Origin of the sequence: Cupriavidus sp. 30B13 (genome assembly GCF_049059565.2) — a bacterium.
Lineage (GTDB): Bacteria > Pseudomonadota > Gammaproteobacteria > Burkholderiales > Burkholderiaceae > Cupriavidus.
Genome location: NZ_CP188223.1, coordinates 3,563,817 through 3,588,930 on the forward strand (window position 1 = coordinate 3,563,817; position 25,114 = coordinate 3,588,930).

The 25,114-nt window shown below is 68.3% G+C and carries 24 protein-coding genes; 8 read left to right on the plus strand and 16 right to left on the minus strand.

Annotated features, from left to right (window positions below):
* Positions 1-3: 3 nt before the first annotated feature.
* Positions 4-1,875, plus strand: coding sequence for a protein translocase subunit SecD (secD, locus tag ACKI2N_RS16340; RefSeq protein ID WP_420993509.1), 1,872 nt, complete (start codon positions 4-6; stop codon positions 1,873-1,875).
* Positions 1,876-1,969: 94 nt separating this feature from the next.
* Positions 1,970-2,941: a protein translocase subunit SecF gene (gene secF / locus ACKI2N_RS16345; RefSeq protein WP_420993508.1), complete on the plus strand. Its 972-nt coding sequence runs from the start codon at positions 1,970-1,972 to the stop codon at positions 2,939-2,941.
* 79 nt (positions 2,942-3,020) lie between these two features.
* On the opposite strand, the gene ACKI2N_RS16350 is transcribed toward secF, so the two are convergent.
* The 8 genes from ACKI2N_RS16350 to purB all read right to left on the minus strand — a co-directional run bounded on the left by ACKI2N_RS16350 (position 3,021) and on the right by purB (position 11,947).
* Positions 3,021-4,046, minus strand: coding sequence for a response regulator (locus ACKI2N_RS16350; RefSeq protein ID WP_420993507.1), 1,026 nt, complete (start codon positions 4,044-4,046; stop codon positions 3,021-3,023).
* Complete coding sequence (locus tag ACKI2N_RS16355) at positions 4,043-5,176, minus strand: ATP-binding protein (protein ID WP_420993506.1); 1,134 nt, start codon at positions 5,174-5,176, stop codon at positions 4,043-4,045. Before ACKI2N_RS16355 ends, ACKI2N_RS16350 begins: the two co-directional genes overlap by 4 nt.
* A 7-nt stretch (positions 5,177-5,183) precedes the next feature.
* Positions 5,184-6,515 (minus strand): sensor histidine kinase, encoded by a 1,332-nt coding sequence (locus tag ACKI2N_RS16360; protein WP_420993505.1) that lies wholly within the window; start codon positions 6,513-6,515, stop codon positions 5,184-5,186.
* A 46-nt stretch (positions 6,516-6,561) separates the two neighbouring features.
* Entirely contained in the window at positions 6,562-7,959 is a 1,398-nt protein-coding gene (locus tag ACKI2N_RS16365) for a class I SAM-dependent methyltransferase (protein ID WP_420993504.1), read from the minus strand.
* A 432-nt stretch (positions 7,960-8,391) separates the two neighbouring features.
* On the minus strand, positions 8,392-8,982 hold the full coding sequence (locus ACKI2N_RS16370) for a YceI family protein (RefSeq protein WP_420993503.1): 591 nt from the start codon (positions 8,980-8,982) through the stop codon (positions 8,392-8,394).
* 66 nt (positions 8,983-9,048) lie between these two features.
* Positions 9,049-9,621 carry a YceI family protein gene (locus ACKI2N_RS16375; protein WP_420993502.1) on the minus strand — a complete coding sequence of 191 codons (573 nt, stop codon included), beginning with the start codon at positions 9,619-9,621 and terminating at the stop codon, positions 9,049-9,051.
* 76 nt (positions 9,622-9,697) lie between these two features.
* Entirely contained in the window at positions 9,698-10,309 is a 612-nt protein-coding gene (locus tag ACKI2N_RS16380) for a cytochrome b (protein WP_420993501.1), read from the minus strand.
* Positions 10,310-10,561: 252 nt separating this feature from the next.
* The gene (gene purB, locus ACKI2N_RS16385; RefSeq protein WP_420993500.1) at positions 10,562-11,947 is read right to left on the minus strand and encodes an adenylosuccinate lyase; all 1,386 of its coding nucleotides are present in this window, start codon (positions 11,945-11,947) and stop codon (positions 10,562-10,564) included.
* A gap of 379 nt (positions 11,948-12,326) precedes the next feature.
* Between purB and ACKI2N_RS16390 the strand changes: the two genes are divergently transcribed.
* On the plus strand, positions 12,327-12,941 hold the full coding sequence (locus ACKI2N_RS16390) for a glutathione S-transferase family protein (RefSeq protein ID WP_420993499.1): 615 nt from the start codon (positions 12,327-12,329) through the stop codon (positions 12,939-12,941).
* A 55-nt stretch (positions 12,942-12,996) separates the two neighbouring features.
* On the opposite strand, the gene mnmA is transcribed toward ACKI2N_RS16390, so the two are convergent.
* The 5 genes from mnmA to ACKI2N_RS16415 all read right to left on the minus strand — a co-directional run bounded on the left by mnmA (position 12,997) and on the right by ACKI2N_RS16415 (position 16,968).
* Positions 12,997-14,076, minus strand: a complete 1,080-nt coding sequence (gene mnmA / locus ACKI2N_RS16395) for a tRNA 2-thiouridine(34) synthase MnmA (RefSeq protein ID WP_420993716.1) — start codon at positions 14,074-14,076, stop codon at positions 12,997-12,999.
* Positions 14,077-14,096: 20 nt separating this feature from the next.
* Entirely contained in the window at positions 14,097-14,600 is a 504-nt protein-coding gene (locus ACKI2N_RS16400) for an NUDIX hydrolase (RefSeq protein WP_420993498.1), read from the minus strand.
* An 89-nt stretch (positions 14,601-14,689) separates the two neighbouring features.
* Positions 14,690-15,628, minus strand: a complete 939-nt coding sequence (dapA, locus tag ACKI2N_RS16405; protein ID WP_420993497.1) for a 4-hydroxy-tetrahydrodipicolinate synthase — start codon at positions 15,626-15,628, stop codon at positions 14,690-14,692.
* On the minus strand, positions 15,615-16,022 hold the full coding sequence (locus ACKI2N_RS16410; RefSeq protein WP_420993496.1) for a hypothetical protein: 408 nt from the start codon (positions 16,020-16,022) through the stop codon (positions 15,615-15,617). The genes dapA and ACKI2N_RS16410 overlap by 14 nt, the downstream gene beginning before the upstream one ends.
* Positions 16,023-16,155: 133 nt before the next feature.
* Positions 16,156-16,968, minus strand: coding sequence for a TorF family putative porin (locus tag ACKI2N_RS16415; protein ID WP_420993495.1), 813 nt, complete (start codon positions 16,966-16,968; stop codon positions 16,156-16,158).
* A gap of 553 nt (positions 16,969-17,521) precedes the next feature.
* On the opposite strand from ACKI2N_RS16415, the gene ACKI2N_RS16420 reads away from it, so the two are divergent.
* The 5 genes from ACKI2N_RS16420 (at position 17,522) to ACKI2N_RS16440 (ending at position 22,485) form a co-directional block, all read left to right on the plus strand.
* On the plus strand, positions 17,522-18,643 hold the full coding sequence (locus ACKI2N_RS16420; protein ID WP_420993494.1) for a Re/Si-specific NAD(P)(+) transhydrogenase subunit alpha: 1,122 nt from the start codon (positions 17,522-17,524) through the stop codon (positions 18,641-18,643).
* 181 nt (positions 18,644-18,824) lie between these two features.
* The gene (gene panD / locus ACKI2N_RS16425) at positions 18,825-19,187 is read left to right on the plus strand and encodes an aspartate 1-decarboxylase (protein WP_420993493.1); all 363 of its coding nucleotides are present in this window, start codon (positions 18,825-18,827) and stop codon (positions 19,185-19,187) included.
* A gap of 221 nt (positions 19,188-19,408) precedes the next feature.
* Positions 19,409-19,741, plus strand: coding sequence for an NAD(P) transhydrogenase subunit alpha (locus ACKI2N_RS16430; RefSeq protein ID WP_420993492.1), 333 nt, complete (start codon positions 19,409-19,411; stop codon positions 19,739-19,741).
* Complete coding sequence (locus tag ACKI2N_RS16435; protein WP_420993491.1) at positions 19,738-21,198, plus strand: NAD(P)(+) transhydrogenase (Re/Si-specific) subunit beta; 1,461 nt, start codon at positions 19,738-19,740, stop codon at positions 21,196-21,198. The genes ACKI2N_RS16430 and ACKI2N_RS16435 overlap by 4 nt, the downstream gene beginning before the upstream one ends.
* Before the next feature lie 249 nt (positions 21,199-21,447).
* Entirely contained in the window at positions 21,448-22,485 is a 1,038-nt protein-coding gene (locus ACKI2N_RS16440; RefSeq protein WP_420993490.1) for a response regulator, read from the plus strand.
* Between the two features lie 67 nt (positions 22,486-22,552).
* On the opposite strand, the gene ACKI2N_RS16445 is transcribed toward ACKI2N_RS16440, so the two are convergent.
* The 3 genes from ACKI2N_RS16445 to ACKI2N_RS16455 all read right to left on the minus strand — a co-directional run bounded on the left by ACKI2N_RS16445 (position 22,553) and on the right by ACKI2N_RS16455 (position 25,111).
* On the minus strand, positions 22,553-23,830 hold the full coding sequence (locus tag ACKI2N_RS16445; RefSeq protein WP_420993489.1) for a THUMP domain-containing class I SAM-dependent RNA methyltransferase: 1,278 nt from the start codon (positions 23,828-23,830) through the stop codon (positions 22,553-22,555).
* A gap of 81 nt (positions 23,831-23,911) precedes the next feature.
* A complete protein-coding gene (locus ACKI2N_RS16450; protein WP_420993715.1) occupies positions 23,912-24,517 on the minus strand; it encodes a 2-hydroxychromene-2-carboxylate isomerase in 606 nt (201 codons plus the stop codon).
* Positions 24,518-24,688: 171 nt separating this feature from the next.
* Entirely contained in the window at positions 24,689-25,111 is a 423-nt protein-coding gene (locus tag ACKI2N_RS16455; RefSeq protein WP_420993488.1) for a CopD family protein, read from the minus strand.
* Between the last annotated feature and the right edge of the window lie 3 nt (positions 25,112-25,114).

A 25,114-nucleotide genomic window follows, 5' to 3' on the forward strand; every position in this document is an offset into this window, starting at 1 on the left:
AAGATGAATCGTTATCCGCTTTGGAAATACCTCGTGATCCTAGTGGCGCTGGCCATCGGCATCATCTATACGCTGCCGAACTTCTTCGGCGAGGCGCCTGCCGTGCAGGTCTCCTCGGCCAAGGCCACGGTCAAGGTCGACCTGGCCACGCAGAAGCAGGTCGAGCAGGTCCTGGCGCAGAACAGCCTGCAGCCCGACGGCATGTTCTTCGACGTCAACGGCCAGACCGGCTCGGTCAAGGCGCGCTTTCGCACCACCGACGAGCAGCTCAAGGCCAAGGACGTGCTGACGCGCGCGCTCAACCCCGACCCCAACGACGCCACCTACGTGGTCGCGCTCAACCTGCTGTCGGGCTCGCCGCGCTGGCTGACCGCGCTGCACGCGCTGCCGATGTACCTGGGCCTGGACCTGCGCGGCGGCGTGCACTTCCTGCTGCAGGTGGACATGAAGGGCGCGGTCGACAAGAAGCTCGACAGCCTGGCCGGCGACGCGCGCACGCTGCTGCGCGACAAGGGCATCCGCCACGGCGGCATCGACCGCGACGGCGAGCGCCTGACGGTGCGCTTCAACAACGCGGACGACGCGGGCAAGGCGCGCGGCATCCTCGCCGACAACCTGCGCGAGCTGGCCTTCACCGCCGACGGCAACAATCTCACCGGCGTGTTCACCGATGCCGCCCGCCGGGCGGTGCAGGACGCGGCGGTCAAGCAGAACATCACCACGCTGCACAACCGCGTGAACGAGCTCGGCGTGGCCGAGCCGGTGATCCAGCAGCAGGGCTCGGACCGCATCGTGGTCCAGCTGCCGGGCGTGCAGGACACCGCCAAGGCCAAGGACATCATCGGCCGCACCGCCACGCTGGAGGCGCGCCTGGCCGATCCGGACGCGCCGCGCAACCCGCGCCCGGGCGATCCGATCCCGTTCGGCAGCGAACTGTTCACGCAGGGCAACGGCGCCCCGGTGGTGCTCAAGAAGCAGGTCATCTTCACCGGCGACCGCATCGAAAGCGCCTCGGCCGGCTTCGACCAGAACCAGCGCCCCTCGGTCAACATCAAGCTCGACGCCCAGGGCGGGCGCGTGCTGCGCGACGTCTCGCGCGAGAACATCGGCAAGCCGATGGGCATCGTGCTGTTCGAGAAGGGCAAGGGCGAAGTGCTGACGGTGGCGACCATCCAGTCCGAACTGGGCTCGAGCTTCCAGATCACCGGCTCGTACTCCACCGAGGCCGCCAACGACCTGGCGCTGCTGCTGCGCGCCGGCTCGCTGGCCGCGCCGATGGACATCATCGAGGAGCGCACCATCGGCCCGTCGCTGGGCGCGGACAACATCCAGAAGGGCTTCGACTCGGTCGCCTACGGCTTCAGCGCCATCGCCGTCTTCATGGTGCTGTACTACATGCTGTTCGGCGTGTTCTCGGTGGCCGCGCTGGCCGTCAACCTGCTGCTGCTGGTGGCGGTGCTGTCGATGCTGCAGGCCACGCTGACGCTGCCGGGCATCGCCGCCATCGCGCTGGTGCTGGGCATGGCCATCGACGCCAACGTGCTGATCAACGAGCGCATCCGCGAGGAACTGCGCGCGGGCGCCTCGCCGCAGATGGCCATCGCCACCGGCTTCGACCGCGCCTGGGCCACCATCCTGGACTCCAACGTGACCACCCTGATCGCCGGCCTGGCGCTGCTGGCCTTCGGCTCGGGCCCGGTGCGCGGCTTCGCGGTGGTGCACTGCCTGGGCATCCTGACCTCGATGTTCTCGGCGGTGTTCTTCAACCGCGGCCTGGTCAACCTCTGGTACGGCCGCAAGAAGAAGCTGCAGGGCGTGGCGATCGGCCAGATCTGGAAGCCGGGCTCGGACAGCCAGGGCACCGTCGCCAAGTAAGCGGCAACACGGCACAAGGCTGCCGCGCGCGGCGCGCGGCGGCCAATCAGCATAAGCACGGCGGCAAGGGCCGCCGTACAGAACAGGATTCAACATGGAATTCTTCCGCATCCGGCGCGACATTCCGTTCATGAAGCACGCGTTGGTCTTCAACGTGATTTCCTTCCTGACGTTTGCCGCGGCCGTGTTCTTCCTCTGGCACAAGGGGCTGCACCTGTCGATCGAGTTCACCGGCGGCACGGTGATGGAGGTCAACTACCAGCAGACGGCCGATCTCGAGAAGATCCGCGGCCAGGTCGGCAAGCTCGGCTACAGCGACGTGCAGGTGCAGAACTTCGGCACCTCGCGCGACGTGATGATCCGCCTGCCGATCCAGAAGGGCCCGGACGGCAAGCCCGTCACCTCGGCCCAGCAGAGCGAGCAGGTCATGGGCGCGCTGCAGGCCGCCACGCCCGACGCCAAGCTCCAGCGCGTCGAGTTCGTCGGCCCGCAGGTGGGCAAGGAGCTGGCCACCGACGGCCTGCTGGCGCTGCTGTGCGTGGTGGCCGGCATCGTGATCTACCTGTCGTTCCGCTTCGAGTGGAAATTCGCGGTGGCGGGCGTCATCGCCAACCTGCACGACGTGGTGATCATCCTCGGCTTCTTCGCCTTCTTCCAGTGGGAATTCTCGCTGTCGGTGCTGGCGGCGATCCTGGCGGTGCTGGGCTACTCGGTCAACGAATCGGTGGTGATCTTCGACCGGATCCGCGAGAACTTCCGCAAGTACCGCAAGATGACCACGCACGAGATCATCGACAATGCGATCACCAGCACCATCTCGCGGACCATCATCACCCACGGCTCGACCGAAATGATGGTGCTGTCGATGTTCTTCTTCGGCGGCCCCACCCTGCACTACTTCGCGCTGGCGCTGACCGTCGGCATCCTGTTCGGCATCTACTCGTCGGTGTTCGTCGCCGCGGCGCTGGCCATGTGGCTGGGCGTCAAGCGCGAAGACCTCGTCAAGGGCGACAAGAAGCCGGGCGAGATCGACCGCAACGACCCGAACTACGGCGCGCAGGCCTGACGGCCGCTGGCCGCCGCAATGAAAAATGGGCACCTCGGTGCCCATTTTTCTTGCCGCGCGGCAGCGGATCGGCCGCGGATCAGAACTGCTCGATCCACACCGCCAGGCGGTCGGCGGAGAATTCCGCGGTGTGTCCGGCCGAGCGGCAGACGATGGCGTCGCCTTCGCGCGTGGCCTTGAGCGCGCCGCCGGCCTCTTCCAGCCACAGCAGCCCGGCCAGCCAGGCGGCGTGCAGCGCCGAGACGTCCTGCTTGACCGGCGCGCCGAGGTATTCGGCCAGCGCGGCGGGCCGGGTCCACACCAGCGCGTCGCCGTCGCGGCGCACCGTGGCCGCGCCCTCGCCTTCAGCGCCTTCAGCGCCTTCGGCCAGCACCTCGGCCAGCACCGCCACCGCGTCGCCCGCGCCGCGGCCCGCGAAGCGCGCGCGCAGCGCGGCAAGCCGCGCCGCCACCGCGTAGCCGAAGCCGCCGCCGCGCTGGCTCTCCGCCGCCACGAGGTCGGCGTAATCCATCAGCAGCCAGTCCGGCTCGGGGTTCTGCACCCCGGCCAGCGCGGCCGAGGCGAGGTAGGTCTCCACCGGCTGGAAACGCGCGGGGCCGATCAGGCTGGCCGTGAGCGCGCGCACCAGCCCCACGCGCGTGGCGATGGTCTGCTTCTGCAGCACGCTCAGCTTTTCGCGCACGAGCTGGTCGCGTTCCTTGCGCAGGCCGGCCATCTCCAGCGCCTGCTTGAGCTCCATGCGCAGCGCGGTGATGTCCCACGGCTTCTTGATGTAGCGGTGGATCTGGCCTTCGTTGACGGCCGCGACGGTATGTTCGATTTCCGAATAGGCGGTGGTCAGGATGCGCACGATATGCGGGTAGCGCTCGCGCGCGTAGCGCAGCAGCTCGTTGCCGTACTCGCCTGGCATGCGCTGGTCGGAAACCAGCACCGCGAGGCTGTCGGCGTGGGCATCCAGCAGCGCCTTGCCTTCTTCGACCGAGCCGCCCGTCACCACTGGCGCCAGGGCGCCGATGGCACGCTGGAAATACTTGACTGCCGTGGCTTCGTCATCGACGAACAGAATCGCCGGTGATGGTGCCTGCGTGGCATTCGGTTCGTTCATCGATCACTCCTATGCATTCGACTCTTGGTATTGGGGAAATCCAGCGTGACGGTGGTACCCGCGCCGGCCGTTGACTCGATCCGGATGCCGCCACCGAACGACTGCATCACACGGTTGCAGAAAATCATGCCCAGGCCATTGCCGCCGGTGCTGGCGTGGGTGGTGACGGGATCCACCAGCAGGCGCCCCATCACCTCCGGCGGGATGCCCGGGCCGTTGTCGCAGATGCGGATCGCCGCCTCGGGTTCGGTCGCCACCACGAAGCGCAGCGACGGCGCGGCGACGCCGTCGAGCGCGCGCAGCGCGTTGGACAGCAGCGACGACAGCACCAGCGCCACGCAGTTGGGCAGCGTGCGCACGGCGAAGTCGTCCTCCATCTCCACCTGCACCCAGCCGCGCTGCGGCCCCGAGAACGGATAGGTGTCGAGCAACGAGGCGATCAGCCCGCCGGCGGTCACCTCGCGGCTGCCGGTGGCCTGCGTGCTGGGCCGGCTGCCGGTGCTGCGCACCGACTGCAGGAACGACGAGATGACCGCCAGGCAATACTGCGCGTTGTCGTGCATCGCGCTGGCCGCCTGGCCGATCTCGCCCTGGCGCTGCGGATTGTATTCCGCCGCGACCCGGCTTTCGATGCCGCGCGCGAAATTCGCGATCGCGGCCAGCGGCGTGTTGAGTTCGTGCGCGAGGAAGGCCAGCGTCTCGTCGATGGCCATCAGGCGCTGGTGGCGCATCGAGCGCTCGCGGTAGCGCTCGGCCGCCAGGCGCAGGGCGTCGCGCACCTGGCCCAGCCCGAGCGGCTTCTCCAGGATGCGGAACACCTCGCCGGTATTGACCGTCTGCAGCAGCATGTCCTTGTCGGCATAGGCCGTCACCAGCACGCGCACGATCTGCGGGTACTCGAGCGCCACCTGGCGCAGCAGGTCGCCACCGTCGCGGCCGGGCATGCGGAAGTCCGTCACCAGCACGGCCACGCGCGCGCTCTCGCGGCGCAGGATGCCGACCGCCTCGTCCGCGCCGCTGGCGAGCAGCACCTCGTACTCCGCGCCAACCGCGCGGGCGAAGTACTTGCATGCCATCTCCTCGTCGTCGACGTAGAGCACGGTAAGCCGGGGTTGCCTGGCGTCGCTCATGGCGTTCTCAGTCGGCGCGCGGCAGGTCGAAGCTGAACGAGGCCCACTGGCCAAGCTCGCTCTCGGCGAACAGGACCCCGCCGTGGCGCTCGATCACCGCATAGCTGATGGACAGGCCGAGCCCGAGGCCCTGGCCGACTTCGCGCGTGGTGAAGAACGGCTCGAACACGCGCGCGAGGTTCTCCGGCGCAATGCCGGGGCCGTTGTCCTTCACCGTCACGTGCAGGCGGCGCTCGACCCACTTCACGGTGGTGTGGATCGCCGGGCTGGGCGTGCCGGCCTTGCGCATGGCCAGCGCGGCGTTGGAGAACAGGTTGATCAGCACGCCGATCACGGCGGCCTCGTCGCCCAGCACCAGCGTGTCGGCGGGCAGCTCGCGCGTGACCGCGACGCCGCGCAGTTCGTGCGCGGTAAGGCGGATGGAGGAGTCGAGCGCCTTCTCGAACAGGAACGGCGTGCCCTCGGCCTCGGCCCCCGGCTTGCGGTAGGCGAAGGTCTTCAGGTCCGACACGATATGCTGGATGCGCTGCATGCCCTGCTTGGCGTCGACCAGGCATTCCTGCAGCATGGGCTCGTTCTTGGCCACCGGCTCTTCCATCGCGACCTCGATCGCCATCAGGCAGAAGTTCACCGGATTGTTGACCTCGTGCAGCAGGCCCGCGGCCAGCGTGCCGATGGCGGCCATCTTCTCCTGCTGCAGCATCTGGCCCTTGATGTCGACCAGCTTGCGGTTGATGACTTCCAGCTCGGCGTTCTTCTCCGCGACCTCGGCCTTGAGGCGGAACAGCATGAAGCGCGCGCGCTCGTTGAAGAAGGTATAGACCGCGCTGGCCGCGGCGGCGAACAGCAGGAACAGCGAATTGACGATGAAGGTGCCGACCGGCTCGATCCCGCCCGGATGGAACACGCAGGCCAGCAGGTAGAACAGGTAGGAGAGCAGGCCGAACACCAGGTTCTGCCACAGGCCGAACGGCAGCGCGATGCCGGAGGCGAAGATGGCCAGGTTCAGCCCCACGTAGTAGGGCGACTCCACGCCGTCGGTGTGCCAGATCATCCACGAGATCATGATCTGCGGCAGCAGCAGCCACGACAGGGTCAGCCACGGCGCGAAGCGGCGCCCGGCCGAGCTGTACAGCACCATGACGATGCCGGCGATCAGCAGGGACACCAGCACCCGCGCCACCGCGAACGGCGCCTGCAGCTGCGGGTACTGGCCGTAGTCCAGCCCCACGCCGAGCAGCACCAGCACGATGGCGGTATAGGCGCCGCCGCGGCTGAAGGCCAGGCGGAAGTCCGCCAGCTCGGTCTGGTAACCCGCGTAAAGTTGATTGGTGCTCATGGCTGGGCCGGCTGCTGGTGTGTCGCTGGTATGTCGGAACGGGTGTTCAGGATATGGTCGCTTCCGCGAACACGTTGACGCCGGTCTGGTCGACGTAGAGCTTGTGCCCGCTCGAGTGCTCGGGCAGCAGCATACTCATCCTGGCCTCGTCGCGGTAGATCAGGTACCACTCCAGCAGGTGTTCCATGCCGAATTTCTCGGGATTGGCCGAATGGACGTTGGTCACCAGCAACTGCCCGCCGGGGCGCGTGCGCGCGGCGAAATAGCTGAGCAGGCGGGCGCACACCTTGTCCGAGAGATAGTCGAACAGGCCGGCGCAGTACACCGCGTCGAACTCGCGCAGGCTGGCGTCGTCCGGCGCGATCTTGCGCTTGAGCAATTCGTGCACCGACTGGTGCACCATCTCCACCGACACCTTGTCCTTGTGGCCGGCCGCGGCCGCCGAGCGCTCGATCGAGGCCTTGGTATAGGCCAGCGTCTCCTCGCTGAAATCGACCAGCTGGAACGACAGCAGCTCGGGCTGCGGGTACTCGCGCACGAAGCGCTGGATCTCGAAGGCCGGCCCGCAGCCCACGTTGAGCACGCGGAACGGACGCCCGGCCGCGCGCGCGGCATCGGCCTGGCGCGACAGGAAATCGACCAGCAGGTCGATGCGGTTGCGGTGGGCGGTGGCCACGGCGGCCTTGAGGAAGGCCGTGTTGACGATCTGGAAGTAGGTGGTCGGGCCCTGCTGCGGATCGCTCAGGATCTGGTTCACCATCTCGTAGTCGCCGGCATAGCCGAGCGGCTTGGTGAAGGTGCGGTAGACGAACGGCGCGCGCAGCAGCAGCGGGTGCAGCGCGGACTGCGCGTAGGTGCGGTGCACCGGCGCGATCTCCGGGTCGACCTGCTCGGCCTCGCCCTCCAGGCGGTCCAGGTAGGTCTTGGTCTTGAGCATGATCGGCGTGGCCAGCTCGTAGAACACGTCCTCGCGCAGCCGCCCGTCGATCTTCGGCAGGTTCTCGGTCAGGTCGACCTGCTCGACCCAGCGCGAGACCTCGGAGAGGAAGGCGCGCATTTCGTTGACCACGATCTGGTAGTCGCGCCGGATATTGAAGCGCGCGTCCCAGTCGTTGATGAACAGCTCGGCTTCGCGCCGCACCGACTTGGGCTCGTTGGTCAGGTCGCTGAGCTCGCGCCATTCGTCGATGAGCGTCAGCGAAACCACCGCGGTGAGGCCGGTGTTGACCAGGCTCATCACCACCGCCTTGCCCAGGTACGCGTTCTTGGTGCCCATGCGCACACTCAGCTCGCTCAGCACCTCGCTGACCTGGACGATCGAGTACGGGTTGTAGATTTCCATCACCAGAGCTTTTCTCTGGAGATTGATAATTGTGCCCCGCACCTGCTCGCCCTGCGAGTTGCGGAAGCTGACCACCGGATCGATTTGCGTTTGGGAGTACACGGTATGGCGCCAGAGAAATCCGAGAAACGCTGCCGGCCGGCCAGTCCTTGCCTGACTTGGCCGGGTACAGCTCGTACGGCGAGGGGGATCGCTGCGATCGCTACGCTAGGCCGGCATCAAGGGGTACTGCTGGGATACATGTCGGTAATCGGTTGCGGGCATGGGCGTCCTCGGCTGATGGCAGGCAACGCACGCGACTACACCCTGGTGACTGTAAGCGGGAAAATGGCTGAAACGGCGACTGGGTGAGACTGTAACTGATTCTTGGCGAATCATTGTACTGTGGGCGCCAGGTGCCGACAACATAACGCGGCGGGAGCCCCGCGGCAAAGAAAAAGGCCGGGGATCGCTCCCCGGCCCTTGCCGTGCCACGTGCGTGCCACTTGCCGGGGACAGCGCCCCGGCAGGCCCGCGCGCTTAGTCCGCCCGCGCTTAGTCCGCCTTCACGCCTTCGACCTGGATGGCCAGCTTGACTTCGGGCTTGAAGCCCATCTTCACGCCGTAGTCGATGCCGAAGTCGGCGCGGTTGATGGTGCCCACGGCGTCGGCGCCGCAGGCTTCGCGCTTGAGCATCGGGTGCTGGATGCACTTGAACTCGCGGATCTCCAGCTTGACCGGCTTGGACACGCCGTGCAGCGTCAGCACGCCGTCGACCTCGGTCGGCACGTCGCCGTTGAACTTGGAGAACTTGCCCTTGTAGGTGGCTTCCGGGAAGGCCTCGACGTCGAACATGTCCGGGCCCTTCACGTGCTGGTTCAGCTTGGCGTTGCCGAAGTCGACCGAGGCGGGGTCGATCTTGACGTCGAGCGAGCCGGTCTTGGCCGCGCGGTCCAGCGTCACCGTGCCGCTCGACTTGTCGAACTTGCCGCGCCACACCGACAGGCCGCCCAGGTGATCCGCCTCGAAGCTCGGGTAGGTGTGGGTGGGATCCAGGTTGTAGGTCACCGTGTTGGCGGACGCCACGCCGAAGGCGGCGCTGGCGGTAATGGCCGCGGCAGCGGCGAGGATGGTACGCAGTTTCATGGGTGCTCCCGGCGAAAAAAGGAAATGGACAACGATGGAATGGTTATGGAAGCCGGCGCGGCGCGCTTACTTCTTGGCCAAGGTCACGATGTGGAACTTGATCTGGACGTCGTCGGCGACCACGGAAGTGTCCTTCCATTCGCCGTCGCCGATGTTGAACGTGGTGCGCTTGATCGGCAGCACGCCGTCGAACACCTGGCCGGCGGCGTCCTGGCGATAGGTGGCGGGCACCACCACGTCCACGGTCTTGCCCTTGATGGTGAGCTTGCCCGCCACCTCGTACTTGCCGGCGGCGCCGGCCTTGATGCTGGTGGACTGGAACACCGCCTTGGGGTATTTGGCCGCGTCGAACCACTCGCCGCCCTTGACCTCCTTGGTGGTCTCGGCGTCGCCGATCTCGAAGCTGGAGACGTCGATCTCGACCTTGGCCGAGGAGGTGGCCAGCTTGGCCGGGTCGAACGAGACGGTGGCGTCGAACTTCTTGAACTTGCCTTCCATCGGCACGCCGATCTGGCGGGCGGTGGCGGTAACCGTGCTCTTGCCGGCGTCGACCTGGGCCCAGGCAAGATTGGCGGCGATACCGGCGCTGGCCAGCGTGGCGGCCATCAGGAGCGCGCTCGGGCGGGGAATGCGTTTCATTAAAAACTCCTGTCGCTGAGAGGGCTGGTGCCCTCGGTCGGATTTTCGGATGATGCTGCGGGTGCCGCTTTACGCTTTACGCTTTGCGTTTTACGCCTTGCTTCAGGAACGGCAGCATGCGGGCCAGCGTGCCGTCGCGCTCGATGAACTGGTGCTTGACCGCCGCGGCCGCATGGATTACGACGATGGCGGCCATCAGGTAGTTCAGCCAGATATGCGTCTGCTTGAGGATCTCCGCTAGCCCCTCGTCCTTGCCGATCAGCACCGGCAGCGGCCACAGGCCCAGGTAGACCACCGGCACGCCGGCGGCCAGGCTGTACAGGTAGCCGGTCACGGGCACCACCACGATCAGCACGTACAGCAGCATGTGGGCCCCGTGCGCGGCGGCGGCCTGCCAGGCCGGCGTGCCCGCGGCCGGCGCCGGCGCGCGGTGGGTGGCGCGCCACAGCACGCGCAGCACGGCGATGGCGAACACCGTCACGCCCAGCCACTTGTGCCAGGAGAACAGCTTGAGCTTGAGCATCGACAGGCCCGGAATGCTGGTCATGTAGAGGCCCAGCGCGAAGGCGGCGAAGATCATCAGGGCGACGATCCAGTGCAGGCCGATCGCGGTCGCGCCGTAGCCGGCGGCGGACGATTGTGGTGAAGCAGCCCCGGCGCTGGCGCCGGTCTTGACTCGGGAATGCATGGAAGACCCCTGCCCGTGGCGGGCGTTTCATCGACTTCTGCAAAAAGCGCAACGGCGGCGGACTGACCGTCTGCCGTTGAATTCTCGCATTATTGAGCCGCGCGCAGGCGGGCGAATGGTCCGAAATTCATGGATTCATTCAAACCATTTGAAGTGACATTTCGCCGCGGGCCCCGCCAGACGAAAAAACCACCCCGCGGGGTGGTTTTTTCTTTCATGCCCGGTGGCGGCGGCCGCTGCGGCCGGCCCGCGTCAGGAAGCCGGGACCGACTCGGCCAGGCTCACGGCGCGCCCGATATAGCTGGCCGGGGTCATTTCCAGCAGCTGCTGCTTGGCGTCGTCGGGAATGGCCAGGCCGCCGATGAAGGTGCGCAGCGCCTCGCGCGAGATGCCCTTGCCGCGCGTGAGCTCCTTGAGCTGCTCGTACGGGTTGGGCACGCCGAAGCGGCGCATCACGGTCTGCACCGGCTCGGCCAGCACTTCCCAGCAGTTGTCGAGGTCTTCGTGCAGGCGCTCGGGGTTGGTTTCCAGCTTGCCCAGGCCGCGCAGGCAGGCCTCGTAGGCCAGCAGGCTGTAGCCCAGCGCCACGCCCATGTTGCGCAGCACGGTGGAGTCCGTCAGGTCGCGCTGCCAGCGCGACAGCGGCAGCTTTTCCGACAGGTGGCGCAGCACCGCGTTGCCCAGGCCGAGGTTGCCTTCCGAATTCTCGAAGTCGATCGGGTTGACCTTGTGCGGCATGGTCGACGAGCCGATCTCGCCGGCCTTGGTCTTCTGCTTGAAGTAGCCCACCGAGATATAGCCCCACACGTCGCGGTTCAGGTCGATCAGGATGGTGTTGGCGCGCGCGATCGCGTCGAACAGCTCGGCCATGTAGTCGTGCGGCTCGATCTGGATGGTGTACGGGTTGAAGGTCAGGCCCAGGCGCGACTCGATCACCTGCTTCGAGAACGCCTCCCAGTCGAACGACGGATAGGCCGACAGGTGCGCGTTGTAGTTGCCCACCGCGCCGTTCATCTTGCCCAGCAGTTCCACGCGCTGGATGCGCTCGATGGCGCGGCCCAGGCGCGCCGCCACGTTGGCCATTTCCTTGCCCAGCGTGGTCGGGCTGGCCGGCTGGCCGTGCGTGCGCGACAGCATCGGCTGGCGGGCGTTGGCGCGCGCCAGCTCCACCAGGCGCGCGTGCACGCGCTGCAGCGCCGGCACCACCACGCCGTCGCGCGCGCCCTTGAGCATCATGCCGTGCGAGGTGTTGTTGATGTCTTCCGAGGTGCAGGCGAAGTGGATGAACTCGCTGGCGGCTTCCAGCTCGGCGTTGCCCTTGACCTGTTCCTTGAGCCAGTACTCGACCGCCTTGACGTCATGGTTGGTGACGGCTTCGATTTCCTTGATGCGCCCGGCGTGCGCCTCGGTGAAGTTGTCCACCAGGGCCAGCAGCGCGGCCTCGGACGCCGGCGAGAACTTCGGCATGTCGGGCAGGCCGGCCTGCGACAGCGCGATCAGCCAGTGCACCTCCACCTTGACGCGGTTGCGCATGAAGGCGGCTTCCGAGAGCCACTCGCGCAGCGCATCGGCCTTGGAGGCATAGCGGCCATCGATGGGAGACAGGGCGGTGAGCGGAGAGAGCGAGGACGAGGACATGCTGGAAGACCGGAAGGAAGGGAAAGGACGGCGGCCTGATGCGATCTGGCGTCAAAAGAGCCCGGAAACAGATCGAAAGAGACCAATCAGGCGCGCCAACCGACCGGCGGCGCGGCGGAAAGCGGGCATTTTACCATCGTGGCCGCCGTTCTGTGGCCACCGCCGCGGCCGCCGCGCGGCGGCGCGTATCGGCACCACGACACCCGCACGGAGTTGGTGCAGGGCCGCCACATGCGGGGCACGGCGCACAGGTATACTCCCGCTCGCCAATCCACTAGCCTGTTATGAAGTGCATCGGGCATGCCGGCCGGACGCCTGACGCGCGGCCCGTCGTGCCAGAGAGCGCCGATGCACTTCATAACAAGCTCGAGGGGAGTCCATGAAGCTGTATGCATCGCAGACCAGTCCTTACGCGCGCAAGGTGCGCGTGGTGATGGCAGAAAAGAAGATCGACTACCAGATGGTGGAAGTGGATGTGTGGTCGCCCGACACCACCATCAGCCAGTACAACCCGCTCGGCAAGGTGCCGTGCCTGGTGATGGAAGACGGCGGCGCGATCTTCGACTCGCGCGTGATCGTCGAATACGTCGACACGCTCACGCCGGTCAGCCGGCTGATCCCGCAGGGCGCCCGCGAACGCGTGGAAGTGCGCTGCTGGGAAGCGCTCGCCGACGGGCTGCTCGACGCCGCCCTGCTGGCGCGCCTGGAGCACACCCAGCGCGAACCCGCCCAGCGCAGCGAACGCTGGGTCAAGCGCCAGCTCGGCAAGATCGACTCGGCGGTGGCGGCCATCGCCGACGGCCTGGCCGACCGCCCGTGGTGCTGCGACAACCACTACTCGCTGGCCGACGTGGCGGTGGGCTGCGCGCTGTCGTACCTGGACTTCCGCTTCGCGGACATCCCCTGGCGCGAGCGCCACCCGCGCCTGGCCGCCTACCAGGACAAGCTGGGCAAGCGCCAGTCGTTCATCGACACCGAACCGCCGCGCGCGTAAGCACGCGGCCGCGCCCGGGCGGGCGCGGCGTCCGGGCGGCGCGCGGTCCTCTCCGCTATCGGATGATGCCGCCGCCGAGGCAGACGTCGCCCTGGTACAGCACCGCCGACTGGCCTGGCGTCACCGCCCACTGCGCCTCGGCGAATCCCAGCCGCAGCGCGTCGCCCGCCAGCGCCGACACCGCGCACGGCGCATCGCTCTGCCGGTAGCGCGTCTTGGCCGACAGCGCGGTCCCCACCGCCGGGCCCTCGCCCGCCACCCACGACAGGTCCGCGGCCTCCAGCGCCGGCGTCAGCAGCCACGGATGATCGTGGCCCTGCACCACGTACAGCGTGTTGCTCGCCATGTCCTTGCGCGCCACGTACCAGGCGTCGCCGCTGCCTTCGCGGCTGCCGCCCAGGCCGATGCCCTTGCGCTGGCCCAGCGTGTAGAAGGCCAGGCCGATGTGCTGGCCGACTTCCTTGCCGTCCGGCGTCTTCATCGGGCCCGGGCTGGTGGGCAGGTAGCGGTTGAGGAAATCGCGGAACGGCCGCTCGCCGATGAAGCAGATACCGGTGGAATCCTTCTTCCTGGCGTTGGGCAGGCCGATCTCGGCGGCGATCTCGCGCACGCGCGTCTTGGGCATCTCGCCGAGCGGGAACAGCGTGCGAGAGAGCTGGGCCTGGTTCAGCCGGTGCAGGAAGTAGCTCTGGTCCTTGGTGTGGTCGAACGCCTTGAGCAGCTCGAAGCGGCCGTCCTGCGCCTGGCGCACGCGCGCATAGTGGCCGGTGGCGATGGTGTCCGCGCCCAGCGACATGGCGTGGTCGAGGAAGGCCTTGAACTTGATCTCGGCGTTGCACAGCACGTCGGGATTGGGCGTGCGCCCGGCCGAGTATTCGCGCAGGAAATCGGCGAACACGCGGTCCTTGTACTCGGCGGCGAAATTGACCGCCTCCACGTCCACCCCGATCAGGTCGGCCACCGAGACCACGTCCAGCCAGTCCTGGCGGGTCGAGCAGTATTCGCCGTCGTCGTCGTCCTCCCAGTTCTTCATGAACAGGCCGATCACCTCGTAGCCCTGCTGCTTGAGCAGCCACGCGGTCACCGACGAGTCGACGCCGCCCGACATGCCCACCACCACGCGCTTGCCACCCATGCCGCCACCCGTGCCGCCGCTCATGCCGCGCTCCCCGCGCCCTGCACCGAGACATGGGTGTAGAGCGCATCGAGCGCGAAGCGCTTGCCGGCCAGGTAATCTTCGACGCACGACAGCAGCAGCGGCGTGCGATGGCGCTCGGGGCAGGCGCGGATCTCGTCCGCGCTCATCCACACAGTGCGCACGATGCCCACGTCGAGCTGGCGCCCGGCGTCGAGCGCACCCAGCTCGCCGGTGAAGGCGAAGCGCACGTAGGTGATGTCGCCGCCCGGCCGCGCGCTGCTGCCGGCCGAGGCGGAACGCGCCATGTAGCAGCCCAGCAGCGCGCGCGGCTCGAAGGTGTGCGCGGTCTCTTCCAGCGTTTCGCGGATGACCGCATGCACCAGGCTCTCGCCGGGATCGAGGTGGCCGGCGGGCTGGTTCAGCCGCAGGCCGTCGGGCGTTTCTTCTTCCACCAGCAGGAAACGGCCGCCGCGTTCGATGACGGCGGCGACGGTGACGCTGGCTTTCCAGTCGTGTGACATGATGCACAAAATTTAGGCAATCCGGCATTCTACCGGCTGCCGCCTTTTCATGCATCCCGCCGCGCCGGCGCATCCCCGCCCGGCGCGGCTCAGGCGGGCAGCAAAGTGCGCTCCAGGTCCTGCGCGGCCGGCAGCAGGCCGATCGCCTGCTCGAGCCGCCCGCACAACGCGCGGCTGGCCGGCATCAGCGGCCGCCGGACCTCGGCGCCGGCCAGCCCGCACAGGGCCAGCGCGGCCTTGACCGGGCCCGGGTTGGGCTCCGAGAACAGCAGCGCGATCAGCGGCGCCAGGCGCGCGAACAGGGCGCGCGCGGCCTCGTGCCGGCCCGCCTCGGCCAGTTGCACCAGGCGCACGAACAGGTCGGGGCGGATATGCGCGCTGGCCGGCACCACGCCGTCGCCGCCGGCCAGCAGGTGGCCGAGCATCGCCTCGTCCTCGCCGCAGAGCACCGACAGCGCCTCGCAGCCGGCCAGCGCGCGCAGCCCCGCCGCGTCGCACTCCTTGACCGCCACGATGCGCGGATGGGCGGCCAGGCGCCGCACCAGCGCCGGCGACAGGCTGCAGCCGGTGCGGCGCGGCACGTTGTAAAGCATCAGCGGCCGCCAGGTGGCCTGCGCCACGCACTCGAAATGCCAGGCGATGCCGTCGTCGCCGGGCCGCAGGTAATACGGCGGCGGCACCAGGTAGCCGGCCAGGTCGAAGCGGTCGAGCTGGCGCACCTGCGCGCACACCGCGCGGGTGTCCACGCCGCCCACGCCGGCCATCACCGGCAGCGCGCCGTTGACCGCCTCCAGCACCGCGGCGGTCAACATCAGCCGCTCGGCCGGCGAGAGCAAGGCGCCCTCGCCCGTGGTGCCGAGGATGACGAGGCCGTCCACGCCGCTGGCGGCGTAGTACCCGGCCAGGCGCTGCGCGCACGCCAGGTCCGGCTCGCCGCCCTTGAACGGCGTCACCATCGGCAGCCACAGCCGGGGGCCGCCCGGCTTGCGCAGGCCGCCCGCCAGGGGCCCGGGTTCAATGCGCGGCATGGTCTTGCCCCAGCGGCGTGGTGACGCCGAACTCGGCGGCCGGCAGCGCCATCATGATGGCGTGCATGGCGGCATCGCGGCCGCCGCGCTCGACTTCCACGTGCACGGTGGTTTCGCCGTGGCGGTGGTCCACCTCGACCACGTAGATGCGCGCCAGCTTGCCGATCGCGGCATGCAGCGACTGGCGCAGCGCGAAGACCTGGCTGGACGCCACCGCCAGGCGCAGGCGGATCCACGAGCATGCGCTTTGCCCGGTTTCCGCCGCGGTGGCGTCGATGAGGGATACGGAAGGCGCGGGAGGCGCGCCGCGCCGTTCGGCGCGGGCGGATTCGGCGCGTGCATGGCGGCGGCGCGGCACGGAAACGAAGGCCACGGCAAGGCTCGACTGTCGCATGGGGTCGGGACCCGCGCGCGGCGGGTCGTCTGTGGTAGATGTAACGATGCTAGGCAGGCGGGCCTCAAGTTGATGCAACGATTGCCGCCCGCGCCGTCAAGAAGTCATCAAAACGGCCGCGCGGGCAGCGCGCTCAGAAGGCCTTGGTCAGCGAGGCGAACGCGGCCGCGCGGCCGATGTAGCGGCCGGACGCGCTGGTGTAGACCGAGCGGTGCGCGTTGGTGTCGATATACGCGACCGCCAGCGCGAAGCCCTTGCCCAGGTCCTTGGTCAGGCCCAGCTTCCAGTCGGTGTACGAGGCGTCGGTGACGTTGCGCACGTCCTGGTAGCCCACGTGCGCGTTCAGCGTCAGGTCCCAGAAGTTCAGCGGCACGTTGGCGCTCAGGTCGATGTAGGAGCTGTACTTGCTGTCGGCGAAGCCGAACAGGTTGGTCAGCGACTGCGAGTACTTCAGGAACACCGGGCCGTAGCCGGCGCCGACATACAGCTCGGTGGTGTTGGGGCGCGTGAAGCCGGCCGGGTAGTCGCCCGGGTAGTAGTACTGCAGCACGCCCATGTCGTAGTTCCACTCCAGGCCGGCGAGCGTGACGGTGTTCTTGAAGCCGCCGTAGAAGTCCATCTCGACCGGCGCCGAAACCTGCGGGTTGCTGTCGCCGAGCCAGCTGATGTTCGAGTTCCAGTTGCCGACGTAGAAGCCGCTCGCGTGCGCGTAGTCGAAGCCGCCTTGGATGGCCGGGCGGCGGTTGGTCTGCATCAGGCCGCGGTAGCGGTATTCGCTGGCCAGCGTCACGTTGGCCGAGAACGTGTGCGGCGAGGCGTCGGCCGGCGCGGCGTCGGGCGCGCCCTGGGCACGGGCGACGGAGGCGACGGACATGGCGGACAGGAGCGCGGCGCCGGACAGGAAGGCAGCGCAGGCGCGCGGGGCATCGAGGCGGAAAACAGTCATGGAAGGCTTGGCGGAAAACGGGGACGTCGATCGGAAAAGCGCCATCGGCGCTGCCGCGCGGCACTGGCCGCGCGGCGACCGGAACAGTACGGGAGCGCATCTCAAATCGGTGTCAAGAAAGCGCGGATGCGCCAAGCAAGCGCATAAAGACGCCAGCCGCGAAGCGCCCCGGAACGGGCTTGCGGGCGGGCTCGCCGGCGGCGGCCATGCAGCGCGCGGATGGCGGTCATGCGCGGTCCGGCCTTGTTGCGCAAAAGCCGAACGGCCGGTCACCACGGACCGTCAGTTTCCTGTAAGCTGCGGAAAAATTGTGCGCCGCGCCCGGCTCCGGCCGCGCGCGGCGGAACACAAGGGACCCGGCGCGGCACAGGGTCCGGGACGTCCGCCCCGCGGCACAGCCGAGCCAGGCCAGGCCGAGCGGGACAGAGCAGTGGCATTGTCGGAATGAAACTGAAACGATGCGGTTCCGGACAGGCACCCAGCCTTGCCGCGCCGCATCGCCAGGATCATTTTGACAGCGCCTCGAAGACGCCATCAAAAGGAGAAATTGACGATGCACATCGGCATCCCGCAGGAGACGCGGGCGGGTGAGACCCGCGTCGCCGCCACCCCCGAGACGGTCAAGAAGTACGTCGCGCAGGGCCATCAGGTCATCGTGCAGTCGGGCGCCGGCGTGCGCGCCAGCCAGCCCGACGTGGCCTACGAGGCGGTCGGCGCCACCATCGGCACCGCGGCCCAGGCGCTGGGCGCGCAACTGGTGCTCAAGGTGCGCGCGCCGGACGATGCCGAGCTCGCGCTGATGAAGCCGGGCGCCGCGCTGGTCGGCATGCTCAATCCCTTCGACGCCGACAACAACGCGCGCATGGCGCGCGCCACGCTCACCGCCTTCGCGCTCGAAGCCGCGCCGCGCACCACGCGCGCGCAGAGCATGGACGTGCTCTCCTCGCAAGCCAATATCGCCGGCTACAAGGCGGTGCTGGTCGCCGCCCACCATTACCAGCGCTTCATGCCGATGCTGATGACCGCCGCCGGCACCGTCAAGGCCGCGCGCGTGCTGATCCTCGGCGCGGGCGTGGCCGGGCTGCAGGCCATCGCCACCGCCAAGCGGCTCGGCGCGGTGATCGAGGCCTCCGACGTGCGGCCCGCGGTGAAGGAACAGATCGAATCGCTGGGCGCCAAGTTCCTCGACGTGCCGTTCGTCACCGACGAAGAGCGCGAGATCGCGCAGGGCGTGGGCGGTTACGCGCGGCCGATGCCGCCGGACTGGATGCGCCGCCAGGCCGAGCTGGTGCACGAGCGCGCCAAGGCCGCCGACATCGTCATCACCACCGCGCTGATCCCGGGCCGCCAGGCTCCGGTGCTGCTCAGGGAAGAAACCGTGCAGGCCATGAAGCCGGGCTCGGTGGTGGTCGACCTGGCCGCGGCGCAGGGCGGCAACTGCCCGCTCACGGTGGCCGACGAAGTGGTGGAGCGCCACGGCGTCACGCTGGTCGGCCATACCAACCTGGCCAGCATGGTGGCGGCCGATGCCTCGGCGCTCTACGCGCGCAACGTGCTCGACTTCCTCAAGCTCGTCATCGACAAGGACGGCCAGTTCACGCTGAACCTCGAGGACGACATCGTGGCGGCCTGCCTGATGTGCAAGGACGGCCAGGTCATCCGCGGCGCCAGCTGAAAGCGCGCCGGCGGCGCCGGTGGCGGCCGGCCAGCCTTAGAATGGCGCCAGGCGGTTCCCGGCGCGCCTGCGCGCCGCGGCATCCGCCGGCACGGCCGGCGCACGCGCACCGGCCCCTTTCCCGGCGGCCCGCGGGCTTGCCCCCGGGCTCACACGGCAACAAACCAAGGACGTATCACCCATGCAACGCATCATGCTCCGCGCCAAGCTCCATCGTGTCACCGTGACGCAGGCGGACCTCCACTACGAGGGCTCATGCGGCATCGACGAGGACCTGCTCGACGCGGCCGACATGAAGGAGTTCGAGAAGATCGAGCTGTACAACGTCAACAACGGCGAGCGTTTCTCCACCTACATCATCAAGGGCGCGCGCGGCACCGGCGAGATCTCGCTCAACGGCGCGGCCGCGCGGCGCGCGCACCTCGGCGACCATCTCATCATCTGCACCTACGCGCCGATGAGCGACGAGGAAATCGCCACCTACAAGCCCAAGGTCATCCTGGTGGACGACAACAACGGCATCAAGGAAATCAAGAAGGTGTAAGCGGCTCCCGGCCCCCCGGTCCGCTTCCCGCGGGCCAGCCGGGAGGAGCCGTCCGGCCGTCCATCGGCACGGACTTCGCGCGTCGCCGGCAACGGCGGCACGCATGCGAGAAGCAAGCGCAGCATCGGTCGGCACGGCCAGGTGCGCCGGGCCAGGCAGAAGAACACGGGACAACCGCGCGCAACGGCATTCAGGGCATTCAAGCAACGGAGGAGTAGGCGATGGAAATGGTGAACCACACGGTGATCAACCTGATCATCTTCGTGCTGGCGATCTACGTGGGCTACCACGTGGTCTGGACGGTGACGCCGGCCCTGCACACCCCGCTGATGGCCGTGACCAACGCGATCTCGGCCATCATCATCGTCGGCGCCATGCTGGCCGCCGGCCTGACCGAGGGCCTGGTGGGCCGCACCATGGGCACGCTGGCCGTGGCGCTGGCCGCGGTCAACGTGTTCGGGGGCTTCCTGGTGACCCAGCGCATGCTGGAGATGTTCAAGAAGAAGGAACCCAGGGCAAAGGCCGACGGCGCGGCCAAGGAGCACGGCAAATGAGCATGAACCTCGTCACCCTGCTCTACCTGCTCGCCTCGGTCTGCTTCATCCAGGCGCTCAAGGGACTCTCGCACCCGAGCACCGCGCGGCGCGGCAATGCCTTCGGCATGACCGGCATGGTGATCGCGGCGCTGACCACGCTGGCGCTCATCGTCAAGCTCAAGAACGAATTCCTCGCGGTCGGCGCGGGCCAGTCGCCGGTGGGCGAAGGGCTGGCGCTGATCCTGGGCGCGCTGGTGGTGGGCGGCGGCATCGGCGCCTACGTGGCGAAGAAGGTCGAGATGACCAAGATGCCCGAGCTGGTCGCGGCGATGCACTCGCTGATCGGCCTGGCGGCGGTCTTCATCGCGGTGGCCGCGGTGGCCGAGCCGGCCGCCTTCGGCATCACGCCGGCCGGTTCGCACGAGATCCCGATGGGCAACCGCATCGAGCTGTTCATCGGCTGCTTCGTCGGCGCCATCACGTTCTCGGGCTCGGTGATCGCCTTCGGCAAGCTGGCCGGGCGCTACAAGTTCCGCCTGTTCCAGGGCGCGCCGGTGTCGTTCGCCGGCCAGCACTGGCTGAACCTGCTGCTGGCGGTGGCGATGGTCGGCTTCGGCGTGACCTTCTTCCTGTCGCAGAGCTGGCTGCCCTTCCTGGTGATGCTGGCGATCGCCTTCGTGCTGGGCGTGCTGATCATCATCCCGATCGGCGGCGCCGACATGCCGGTGGTGGTGTCGATGCTGAACTCGTATTCGGGCTGGGCGGCGGCGGGCATCGGCTTCTCGCTGAACAACCCGATGCTGATCATCGCCGGCTCGCTGGTGGGGTCCTCGGGCGCGATCCTCTCGTACATCATGTGCCGGGCGATGAACCGCTCGTTCTTCAACGTGCTGCTGGGCGGCTTCGGCGGCGCGGCCGCGGGCGGCGCGGCGGGCGCGCAGCAGCAGCGCAACGTCAAGTCCGGCTCGGCCGACGACGCGGCCTTCCTGATGAGCAATGCCGAAACCGTGATCGTCGTGCCCGGCTACGGCCTGGCGGTGGCGCGCGCGCAGCACGCGCTCAAGGAACTGACCGAGAAGCTGGTGGAGAAGGGCGTGACCGTGAAGTACGCCATCCACCCGGTGGCGGGCCGCATGCCGGGCCACATGAACGTGCTGCTGGCCGAGGCCGAGGTGCCCTACGACCAGGTGTTCGAGATGGAGGACATCAACAGCGAGTTCGGCCAGGCCGACGTGGTGCTGGTGCTGGGCGCCAACGACGTGGTCAACCCGGCCGCCAAGACCGACCCCAACTCGCCGATCGCCGGCATGCCGATCCTGGAAGCGTACAAGGCCAAGACCATCATCGTGAACAAGCGCTCGATGGCGGCCGGCTACGCCGGCCTGGACAACGAGCTGTTCTACATGGACAAGACCATGATGGTGTTCGGCGACGCCAAGAAGGTGGTCGAGGACATGGGCAAGGCCATCGAGTAAGCCCGCCAGGGCGCCCGGCGCGGGCCGGGCGCCGTTTTCCGCCCGCCGGCGCCCCTCCCCTCCTTCCACCCCGCCGCGCCCCGGTTGCGCGGGTGCGCGGGCGCGCTATACTGGTTCCGGTCTTCGGCCACGGTGTGCACGCGGACCGATCCGCCGCCGGCGCCGCCGCATCGGCACCGGCCGCGCCGATCCACCCGCCCGAAGTGTCCGAGAGACACCCGTCCGAGAGACACCCAAGCCGAACGCAACATGACATTCAACCCCCAGGACAGGAATCTGTCGGTCTTCCATCACCCGATCCTGACGGTGCTCGTCGACGACAGCAAATCGTTCATCGACAGCCTGGCGTTCCAGATGGACCCGGCGCGCCCGGTGGTCACGTTCACCGACCCGCGCGAGGCGCTGCAGTGGGTGCGCGATACCTACACGCGCTTCACCGGCTTCCTGCCGGTGCGCGTGACCCACGACGACCTGACCTTCCTGACCGAGCGGCGCACCGTGCAGCTCGACATCGACCGCATCTACCGGCAGATCCACGACATCAACCGCTACGTGCAGCCGGGCGTGATCGTGGTGGACTATTCGATGCCGCAGATGAACGGGCTGGAGTTCTGCCAGGCGCTGCAGGACCTGCCGTGCAAGACCATCCTGCTGACCGGCACCGCCGACGAGGGCATTGCGGTGCAGGGCTTCAACCACGGCCTGATCGACCGCTACGTCAAGAAGCACGACAGCAACATGGTGGAGCGGCTGGACCAGGAGATCGACGCGCTCCAGCAGCAATACTTCGCCACGCTGTCGCGCACGCTGCGCGACCTGCTCACGCGCCACTCGTTTTCCTTCCTGTCGGACCCGGTGATCTGCGACCGCGTGCGCCAGATCACCGCGCGCTACGGCTTCGTGGAGTACTACCTCTATCCCAACCCGGCCGGCATCCTGATGCTGACGGCGCAGGGCCACGCCACGCTGATGGTGATCGAGACGCGCGCGGGGCTGATGAGCCAGGTGGAATCCGCCGAGGCCTACGACGCGCCCGCGGCACTGATCGAAGGCCTGCGCGAGGGCCGCATCGTGCCTTTCTTCTGGCCCGGCAACGGCATGTACACGCCGGCCTGCATCGACTGGGAGCAATACTGCCTGCCCGCCGAGCACTGCGTGGGCCGCGAGGATTATTTCTACGCGCTGTTCGACCTGCCGCGCCACCTGCTGCAGGAGCCCATCGTCAGCTTCCAGGACTTCCTGCAGGACTTCGGCCGGCAGCCCGAGCGCATCACCGGGCGCCGCTGAGCGGCGCCCGGCGGGAACCCGCCCGGGCCTCCCTGCGCTTCCCTTCCCTCTGGTTCCTTGCCTGCCGTCAGGACGGCGTCGTCGCGCCGTGGTTGCCGCGGTTGCCGCCGCGCACCATGTCGAAACGGAACAGGCGGCACTCGATATTGCCGTTGTAGAGCGGCGTGCGGCGCGATTCCTTGAGCCGCAGCCGGCGCGGCAGGCCGAGGTCGCCGGTGAAGACCCACACCTGCCAGCCGGCAAAGTTCTGCTTGAGCGTGGTGGCGAAGGCGCTGGCGAACTGGTTGGCGGCCTCGTCCTCGACGCCGTCGCCGGGCGCCTCGTCCTGCGGGCGGCGGCGCTCGCCGCGCACCGCGATGCGCTCGCCGTAGGGCGGGTTCATCAGCAGCATGCCGGGTGCGGCGAACGGCGGCTGCGCGAAGCGCGCGTCCACCTGCTTCAGGCGCGGCTCGCCCGGCAGGCCGGCGCGCTGCCAGTTGGCCTCGGTCATCGACAGCAGGTCGGTGGAAATGTCGCTGCCGGCGATCTCCAGCGGATCGGCCGCGGCGCGCTGGCGCGCGGCCTCGGCGTCGGCCTGCGCGGCGGCTTTCAGCGCCTGCCAGCCGCGCGTGTCGGCGCCCTTGAGCCATTCGAAGGCGAAGCTGCGGCCCGCGCCCGGCGCCAGGCCCAGCGCCACCTGGGTGGCTTCCACCAGGAAGGTGCCGCTGCCGCACATCGGGTCGTAGAACGGTTGTTCGGTCTGGCCCGGCACCCAGCCGGCCAGCCGCAGGATGCCCGCCGCCAGGTTTTCCTTGAGCGGCGCCTCGCCCTTTTCCATGCGCCAGCCGCGCTTGAACAGCGGCTCGCCCGAGGTGTCGAGGTAGAGCGTGACGTCGTGCTCGGTCAGGTGCGCATAAATGCGCACGTCGGGGCTGACGGTGTCCACGCTGGGACGCGCGCCGAGGCGCTCGCGCATGGCGTCGCACACGCCGTCCTTCACACGCAGGCCGACGAAGTTCAGGCTCTGCAGCGGCGAGCGGTGTGCCGTCACATCCACACGCAGCGTCTCGTCCGGCGAGAACCACTGTTCCCAGCGCTGGCCGCGGGCGAGATCGTAGATATCGTCCTCGCGGCGGTAGCCGCGCGCGGCCACGCGCATCAGCACGCGGCTGGCGATGCGCGAATGCAGGTTCACCGCATAGGCCGCCACCATCTCGCCCGAGAACGTGACGCCGCCCGGCATCTCGCGATGGACCTGGAACGGCGCGAGCGTGGCCATGCCGGGCCGGGCTGCGATTTCACGCAGCTCTTCGGCGAGCGCGCTTTCGAGGCCGCGCGGGCAAGGGGCAAAGAAGGCTTGGGACATGGCTTGGGATTTCCTGCAAACAAAAACGTCCGCCGCGGCGGACGGGGTCAGATAGCGCGCAGTGTACCGCGCCGCGGGGCTTCAGCCAGCCGCGAAGGCGCGCTCGAGGAAGTCCAGCCGGTCCTGGCCCCAGTAGGGCTGGCCCTCGTAGACGAACCACGGCGCGCCGAAGGCGCCGGCCGAAACCGCATCCTGGGTGTGCCGGGCGTAGTCCGCCTGCACCGCCTGGGCCTCGCTGGCCTTGAGCATGGCCGCGCCGTCCAGGCCGATGCCGTCGGCCAGCTGGGTCAGCGTGGCGGCGTCGGCGATGTTGCGCTGCTCGGCCCACAGCGCGCGGCCGATCACCCCGATCAGTTCCATGGCGCGCGCGGTGCCCTGCGCGAGCTGCACGGCGATGATCAGCCTGGCGGCGGCGTCGCCGGAAACCGGGAAATAGGTCGGGTGCGGATTGAGCGGCAGGCCCAGGAACTCGCTCCAGCGCGCCAGCTCCACCAGCCGGTAGGCCTGGCGCTGCGGCGGGCGCTGCGCCAGCGGCAGGCCGCCCGACACCGAGAACACCTTGCCCAGGTCGCAGGGCTTGAGATTGACCTGCACGCCGTACTTCGCCGCCAGCGCGGTGAAGCGTGCATGCCCTAGGTAGACGAAAGGCGATTGCGGGGAAAGATAGTAGTCGACCTGCTTGCTCATCATGTCCTCTGAACGGGGGGCGCGAGACAACGGCGCTTGGGACGGTGGGGAAACGGGGGAAATCGCCAAGGGGCGAAGGGGCTAAGGGGGCTAAGGGAGCGATGGCGAAAGCGGGGAAGCGGAACCGAGCGGAAACGATAAGGGAAAACGCCGGGCCACGCGCGTCTCGGATCAGAACGGCTTGACCACCACCAGGATCACCACCGCCAGCAGCACCAGCACCGGCAGTTCGTTGAACCAGCGGTAGAAGGTGTGCGAACGCGTGTTGCGCCCGCCTTCGAACTTCTTCAGCAGCACCCCGCAGCCGTGGTGATAGCCGATCAGCACCAGCACCAGCGCCAGCTTGGCGTGCATCCAGCCCTGGCCCGGGCCGCGCCCGATGCCGTAGCCGAGATAGAGCCACAGGCCGAACGCCAGCGCCGGCACCGCCAGCATGGTCATGAAGCGATAGAGCTTGCGCGCCATCAGCAGCAGCCGCTGCACGCCGGCGGGGTCGGTCTCCATGGCGAGATTGACGAAGATGCGCGGCAGGTAGAACAGGCCGGCGAACCAGGAGACGACGAAGACGATGTGCAGCGCTTTGACCCAGAGCATCGA